Origin of the sequence: Allosphingosinicella deserti, assembly GCF_003012735.1 — a bacterium.
In the GTDB taxonomy this organism is placed as follows: domain Bacteria; phylum Pseudomonadota; class Alphaproteobacteria; order Sphingomonadales; family Sphingomonadaceae; genus Allosphingosinicella; species Allosphingosinicella deserti.
The window spans coordinates 84,251-90,998 of sequence record NZ_PXYI01000015.1 but is presented as its reverse complement, the minus strand read 5'-3'; the positions used below and the strand labels follow the sequence as shown (position 1 = coordinate 90,998).

Here is a 6,748-nt window from a genome sequence, read left to right as displayed (position 1 = left end):
CCTGCCTCGGCCTCCTTCAGGATGCCGACGATCTGCTCTTCCGAAAACCGCTTCCGCTTCATCCATCCGTCCCTTCATTGGGCCGGACTCTAGCTCAAACTGGAGGAGAAAACGGGGGTCACGTCACCGCCCATCCAACATCTTACGCGATGTTGCCTACCTGCTTGGTCTGCTTATAGGCCGACTGCGGGGCACGACGTACCCCTTTGTTCATTGAGGTAGCTTTGACGCACGCACGCTCTGGCCCGAGCCCGTCCACGGCCGATTACGCCCGAGATGTTCTCGAGAACATGTCGGAGGCCTTCTTTCTTCTGGATCGGGAGTTTCGGCTCCTCGATGTGAATGCTGCTGCATTGGCATTGGACGGGCGGTCGAAGGAGGAGCTCGTCGGACGAACGCTCTGGGATCTCACGCCCGGCTTGGAAGGCTCCGAGCTCGGAGGTCTCTTCAAGTCCGTCATGCTCGACCGGCGGGCGCAAACCTTCGTTCATCACCAGACGTGGGAGGATGGGCACGGTGCCTGGCTGGAGTCGCGGATTGTTCCCGTTCAAGCAGGCGTCGCTGCTTTCTACCGCGATGTCACTGACGAGCGATCAGCTCAGGAGAACCTGCGCGAGACGAGCCGGCGGCTCGATGCGGTACTTGGCAACACTACGATGGCCGTGTTCCTGATGGATGACCAGCAGCAGTGCGTCTACGCAAATGCCGCAGCCGAGAAGCTTACCGGCTTCCCGTTAGCGCACTTGCAGGGGCGTCCGCTGCATGATGTCATTCACCACACCAAACCCGATGGATCTCACTACCCGCGGGCAGAGTGCCCGATTGATCGCGCTTTTCCCAAACGCGCGCAGGTGCAGGGGGAAGATATCTTCGTTGCCCCAGACGGCAGCTTCTACCCGGTAGCCTTCACCGCAAGCCCGCTCTTGGATCAAGCCGGCGCTCCCGTCGGGACGGTTATCGAAGCTCGAAATATCGAGAAGGAAAAGGCGAAGCAAGCCAGGTTAGACGTCCTCAACCAGACCGGACAGGCGCTGGCTGCTGAACTCGATCTCGAACGCGTTGTGCAGATTGTCACTGACGCAGGCGTGGAACTGAGCGGCGCGAAGTTCGGAGCCTTCTTCTACAACGTGATCAATGGGGCCGGAGAGAGCTTCCTCCTCTACTCTCTGTCGGGGGCTGAGCGATCGGACTTCGACAGCTTCGGCCATCCTCGAGCGACGGAGGTGTTCGCCCCGACCTTCAAGGGCGACGGCGTCCTTCGATCCGACGACATCACGTCAGATCCACGATATGGTCGAAATCCGCCACACAAGGGGATGCCGCAGGGACATCTGCCTGTCCGCAGCTATCTGGCAGTGCCGGTGACGTCTCGGTCCGGTGAGGTAATCGGCGGGCTCTTCTTCGGGCATCCCGAGTCCGGCGTGTTTGGCGAAGAGTCCGAGCAGCTGCTGCTGGGACTAGCGGGGCAGGCGGCCGTCGCGATCGACAATGCTCGTTTGTTCGAGGCTACTCAGCGCGCCAACCACGGCCTGGAGCAGAGGGTTGCTGAACGAACGCGCGAGCTTGAGGTCGCCAACGAGGCTCTTCGACAAAGTCAAAAGATGGAGGCGATAGGCCAGCTCACGGGCGGGATCGCACACGATTTCAATAACCTGCTGACGGTGATCAGAGGCTCTGCCGACGTTCTTAGGCGCGAGGGGCTGAGCGAGATGAAGCGTCGGCGTTACGTCGATGCAATCTCCGACACTGCAGATCGGGCCGCTCGGCTGACTGGCCAGCTCCTGGCATTCGCCCGTCGGCAAGCGCTGCGCCCGGAGCTGTTCGATGCCGGTCGACGGATCACCACAATCTCCCAGATGCTACGGAGCCTGCTCGGCTCAAGAATACGCCTCGAGGTGGACGCTGAGTGCCCAGACTGCTTCGTAGAAGCCGATGTAGCGCAATTCGACACCACGATCGTGAACCTGGCGGTCAATGCGCGCGACGCTATGGAGGGCGAGGGCGTACTGAGGATCACGGTCCGCCGGCACGCACAAGTCGATCACGAGTCTGTTTGCGTTGAGGTTGCCGACACCGGTCACGGCATCGAACCTGCGGAGCTCGACCGCATCTTCGAGCCATTCTTCACGACAAAGGAGGTGGGCAAAGGCACTGGCCTCGGCCTGAGCCAAGTCTATGGTTTCATCAAACAGTCTGAGGGCGAGATCACGGTAAACAGCGCGTTGAACGTTGGAACTACCTTCCAACTTCTGCTGCCGGCACGTAGTGCTCTACCGAGCACGTCTGAAGACCAGCGGTTGTTTGAGACGCACGCCCGCGATGGTCGGATCCTCCTCGTAGAAGACAATGCCGACGTTCGTGCTTTTGCGGTAGACCTCCTTACCGATCTTGGATTCGAAGTCGAGGTAGCCTGCTGCGCGCAGGAGGCACTTGAAATGCTTTCCACCCGTCCTGCTGTCGATATCGTCTTCAGTGACGTAGTGATGCCAGGGATGAGCGGGATCGAATTCGCGAGGATAGTGCAAAGGAAACTGCCCGGCACGCCGATTGTGCTCACAAGTGGGTACAGTCACGTTCTGGTGGACGAGGGTCGACACGGATTCCCGCTTCTCCAAAAGCCTTACAGCGCGGCAGATTTGACCGAAGCTCTGCATCAAGCCATCGCCACCTCCGGTGGGAAGCGCCACCGAGAACTCCGTCAGCCAGACGGAGACAATGCCCCGAATACGACGCCCGTTTGAAGACCAAGGCTCCTACTTCACGACACGAGCCTGTAAGCGCCGCCGGACCGGCTTGAGTTGCTGGAAATGGCGGGCACTCTGCTCGGCCGTGCGATGTCGGCACCCGGTTGCATAAGAGACCAGCCCTCTCCTGTCGTTGCCGCGGTGATCGCCCGGCCTCTCACGGATGAGGGACATCGAGTGGCAGCGTGGCGTCGCGCAGTGCCGCGGTTTTAGGTCGGGTGGGCCTCAGATTGTGGCGAGCGGCACCCTGTTCAGCTTTTCGAGGTTGGTACGGCCGCCACGAGGCGGGCACGCTCCCAGACCTCGACAGTCTCTGCATGATCTCGCTCCCGGGCTGTTGCAATCGCGGCCTCGTCATCCGCCACGTTGACGTCCTCGGCTCGTAAGAAGCCACCGTCGGGACCAAGGAAGTAAAGGCGGTAGTGGATCATCGTCACCTCGAAGCCGGGGCGGAAGACGATGTCTCTCAGCGCCAACGCCCAGAAGCCTGGTTGACGATCATTCCACCTTAGCATCCAATCGGCGAACTTGCTAGCTCTCAAGTTCGCACCGAGTGGATCCCGCTTACAGCCGACACTCGTGCGTGAGCTGCTGCCGGTCTGATGGACACTAAGATAGGCTAGGCTACCTCAGACAGCTTCTCGAAGTCGATGGGGCTGAGGTACCCCAAGGTCGAGTGTCGGCGCCTGGGATTGTAGAAGCGCTCGATGTAGTCGAACACGTCGGCCTTGGCCTGGTCGCGGGTTCGATAGACCTTCCTGGCGATGCGCTCGGTCTTGAGCGAGGAGAAGAAGCTTTCCATCGCCGCATTGTCCCAGACGTTGCCTGAGCGGCTCATCGAGCAGGATACGCCGTTGTCGGTCATCAGCCGCTGGAACTGCTCGCTCGTATACTGGCTGCCCTGGTCCGAATGGTGCAGCAGGGCGTGCGGCTTGCCGCGACGCCAGATCGCCATGATCAGCGCATCGGTGACGAGCTGGCTTGTCATTGTATCGCGCATCGACCAGCCGACAACGCGTCTCGAGAACAGGTCGATGACGGCCGCCACGTACAGCCAGCCTTGCGCGGTCCAGATGTAGGTGAAGTCCGCCACCCATTTCTGGTTCGGGCGATCGGCGGAGAACTGGCGATCGAGAACGTTGTCGGCGATCATGGAGCGGGTGCCGTCGTCCTTGGGCAGGCTGCGCCGCCGTGGCCTCGCACGAAGCCCCTCGAGACGCATCAGCCGCTCAACGCGGTGCAGGCCGCATGAAAGGCCTTCGGCCAGGAGGTCGTGCCAGACGCGGCGCGAACCGTAGGTGCGGTCGCTTGCAACGAAGCTGGCACGTACCTTGGCGCCAAGCTTCTCGTCGCTCTTCGATCGTGCACTAGGACCACGCTTCAGCCAGGCATGAAAGCCACTGCGCGAGACCCCGAGCGCCTCGCAGATCCACGATATCGGCCAGATCCCCCGGTGCTTCGCAACGAAGGCAAACCTCATATCGAGTCCTTCGCGAAGTAGGCCGCTGCTTTTTTTAAGATATCGCGCTCCGCCTTCATCTTGGCGAGCTCGCGGCGAAGCCGCTCGATCTCCTGCTGCTCGGGTTTCAGATTGCCGTGGCCGGGAAAGGCCGCGCCGGCATCCGCCTCGAACTCCCGGACCCATTTGCGCAGCACGTTCACGTGCAGATCCAGATCGCGCGCGGCCTGTGCAATCGACACCCCGCGCTCGCGAACCAGCCTCACCGCCTCAAGCTTGAACTCCCGGCTGTGTCTTCGTCGTTCCATCCATACCCTCCAGTTCCATAAACACCTTATCTCGGTGTCCACGAAACCGGCAGCAGCTCAGCGGACCCTCAGGCCGCCGCCGGTAAGCCCGGTACTTCATTCGAGAACTGGATGGTGCGCGGGGCTGCCCTGTTTTCGGTTTGTGTTTGTTAGCTACGGTATTAAGGCTAGGACAAGGCGCACAGTCACCGCTGCAGGGAGAGGCTCAATATGCCAGACCTACGCGTCATGGTTGTAGAAGACGAGCCGTTGCTCAGGATGATGCTGGCTGATCAGCTGGGTGAAGACGCCTTTGAAGTGTTGGAAGCCGAGAATGCCGACGTCGCCCTCTCGATCCTTCGAACCAGTGGCTTAGAATTGAACGCCGTCATCACGGACGTTCGGATGCCCGGATCGATGGATGGCTTGGAGTTGGCGCGCCGGATCTCGGTGACTTGGCCGCACCTCAAGGTTTATGTCACGTCTGGCCACTGCCAAGCGGGTGACCTCGGCATGCCTTCCGACGCAACCTTCGTGCCCAAGCCCTACTTCACGAAAGCATTCTCTGAATTACTGAAGAGCGAATTCGAGCACGGTCCTTCCCGCCGCACTGGGGCCTCAAAGTCAGGCGCATATGCGCGCGACGCGAGGACACCTTCGGCAAAGCGGAGCCACACAGAAGGTGAAGAGACGGTGTCCCGACTTCTGGTGATTGAAGATGATGATCGTGACCTGGAACTCACGCTCTGCGCGTTGCAGCAGATGCAGATCGAGGTTAGAATTGATGTAGCCCGCGATGGTGGCGAAGCCCTCGAATATCTGAATCGCGCCAAGTTCGAAGGCTGTCGGTGCGGGCCGCCGTCGGCTGTCATGCTCGATCTTAAGTTGCCGAAGCATGGCGGGCTGGATGTGCTTGCTGCCCTGAAAGGAGACCCAACAACACGCTCCGTTCCTGTCATCGTTCTCACCGGCTCGAACGAGCATAGCGACAGAACCGCCGCCTACGCGCTTGGAACCACAGGCTACGTTGTGAAACCTCTGGGGGTGGCTGCCTTGGTTAACGCCCTAAGTGAGTTTAAAGCGATCTTCGGCTCGCAGGTAGGGCGCGGCGCGGATGATAGTCGCACCCCAAACTAGGGCAACCTCGTCACCTCGCTTGTTTCTGGTTTTCCGTTTCGAATTCGATTGTCACATCGAGGCCGTGGCTGTGCCACTGGAGTGCAAGTCTCCCATGCCGGGCTCTGACGATCCTTGCGATCAGCTCCAGCCCCTGACCACCTGCGCGCCCCGTCGCCCGCACTGATCGTGCGCTCTGTTCTGACCACGTCACTCGGAAGCCATTGGGTAGGCCTTCAGCGCCAATGTGAAGCTGACCATGCTTCGACAGGGCACCGTGCTTGACTGAGTTGACAGTGAGTTCGCCGAGCACAAGCGCGATCGCATCCGCCTGACCTTTCGAAACGGGTGTCGCAGGTAAGCTTCCGATTGTCATCGTGGCGCCTGCCCCTTTGAAAGGGCCTACAAGTGCTTGAATGAGCTGGTCGAGGCGGCAGGGAGCGTCTTGTGCTGAAAACAGGGCCTGTGCGTTGCTGAGGGCTGACAAGCGCTCGACCATCTCCTCTGCAAAGGCTTCCCTCTCAGGCGACCCCCGCGCGAAGCCTGACATCAACGTGCCGATAATCGTGTAGGTATTCTTCAGGCGGTGCCGTAGTTCGGCTGCCGCGATCTCAAGTGCCTCGCGGGCGGCCTCAGCGTCGGTGATGTCGCGCGAGATCGCCAGATATCCGGCTTCCCTGCCCGTCACATCCTGCACCGGCGACACCGTGACGTCCCACCACCGCGGCGTACCTTTGGCGGTTGGGCAGGACGCCTTGAAGTGAGAAGCCTGCCCTGCCTTTGCCGATGAGAGCGCGCGCGCGAGCAGGTCACGAGCCTCTTCAGGCCATAGATCCTGCCAATGCTGGCCACGTACGGTATCGAAGTCATCGATCTCCATCGCGCAAAGGCCGTTGCGGTTCATCCATTGAACCGTGCCGTCAGGGTTCAGCAATTTCACGCAGTCGACGCTCTGATCGAGAACGGCCGCCAGAGTCTCTGACGAGAGGCCCGCCGATCCCAACATGCAGCTCGCTACCTCCTGATTTCGACGATCGCCCCTGCAAGATTGGTACTTAGATCACCCGCAAGGTTCAAGCGAAGGCGCGGCAACGCATTGACGTTAGGTGCGCAATCCCGTGGTCAGATCGGTTGATGCGTTT

Annotated in this window: 5 protein-coding genes; 2 read left to right on the top strand and 3 right to left on the bottom strand. The window is 60.5% G+C overall.

Translation table 11 applies throughout. The features are described from left to right. Window positions 1–206 precede the first annotated feature (206 nt). Window positions 207–2,741 carry a PAS domain-containing protein gene (locus C7I55_RS27010; protein WP_106516166.1) on the top strand — a complete coding sequence of 845 codons (2,535 nt, stop codon included), beginning with the start codon at window positions 207–209 and terminating at the stop codon, window positions 2,739–2,741. 254 nt (window positions 2,742–2,995) lie between these two features. Here the strand turns inward: C7I55_RS27010 and C7I55_RS27005 are convergent, their stop codons facing one another. Both C7I55_RS27005 and C7I55_RS27000 read right to left on the bottom strand, forming a co-directional pair. Then, window positions 2,996–3,220, bottom strand: coding sequence for a hypothetical protein (locus C7I55_RS27005; RefSeq protein WP_106516165.1), 225 nt, complete (start codon window positions 3,218–3,220; stop codon window positions 2,996–2,998). Window positions 3,221–3,363: 143 nt separating this feature from the next. Beyond that, window positions 3,364–4,511, bottom strand: a protein-coding gene (locus C7I55_RS27000) for an IS3 family transposase (protein WP_106516164.1) whose coding sequence is annotated in 2 segments (ribosomal slippage) — window positions 3,364–4,247 and window positions 4,247–4,511 — 1,149 coding nt in all. Because the reading frame shifts where the segments join, the coding sequence is not laid out codon by codon here. 210 nt (window positions 4,512–4,721) lie between these two features. Here C7I55_RS27000 and C7I55_RS26995 point away from each other — a divergent pair. Beyond that, window positions 4,722–5,627: a response regulator gene (locus tag C7I55_RS26995; protein ID WP_106516163.1), complete on the top strand. Its 906-nt coding sequence runs from the start codon at window positions 4,722–4,724 to the stop codon at window positions 5,625–5,627. A 10-nt stretch (window positions 5,628–5,637) separates the two neighbouring features. Here the strand turns inward: C7I55_RS26995 and C7I55_RS26990 are convergent, their stop codons facing one another. Beyond that, window positions 5,638–6,612, bottom strand: coding sequence for a PAS domain-containing protein (locus C7I55_RS26990; protein ID WP_106516162.1), 975 nt, complete (start codon window positions 6,610–6,612; stop codon window positions 5,638–5,640). Window positions 6,613–6,748 lie beyond the last annotated feature (136 nt).

Coding starts and splice junctions, on each gene's coding strand:
- C7I55_RS26990 (WP_106516162.1), bottom strand. CDS start 6,612: ATGTTGGGATCGGCGGGCCTCTCGTCAGAGACTCTGGCGGCCGTTCTC.
- C7I55_RS26995 (WP_106516163.1), top strand. CDS start 4,722: ATGCCAGACCTACGCGTCATGGTTGTAGAAGACGAGCCGTTGCTCAGG.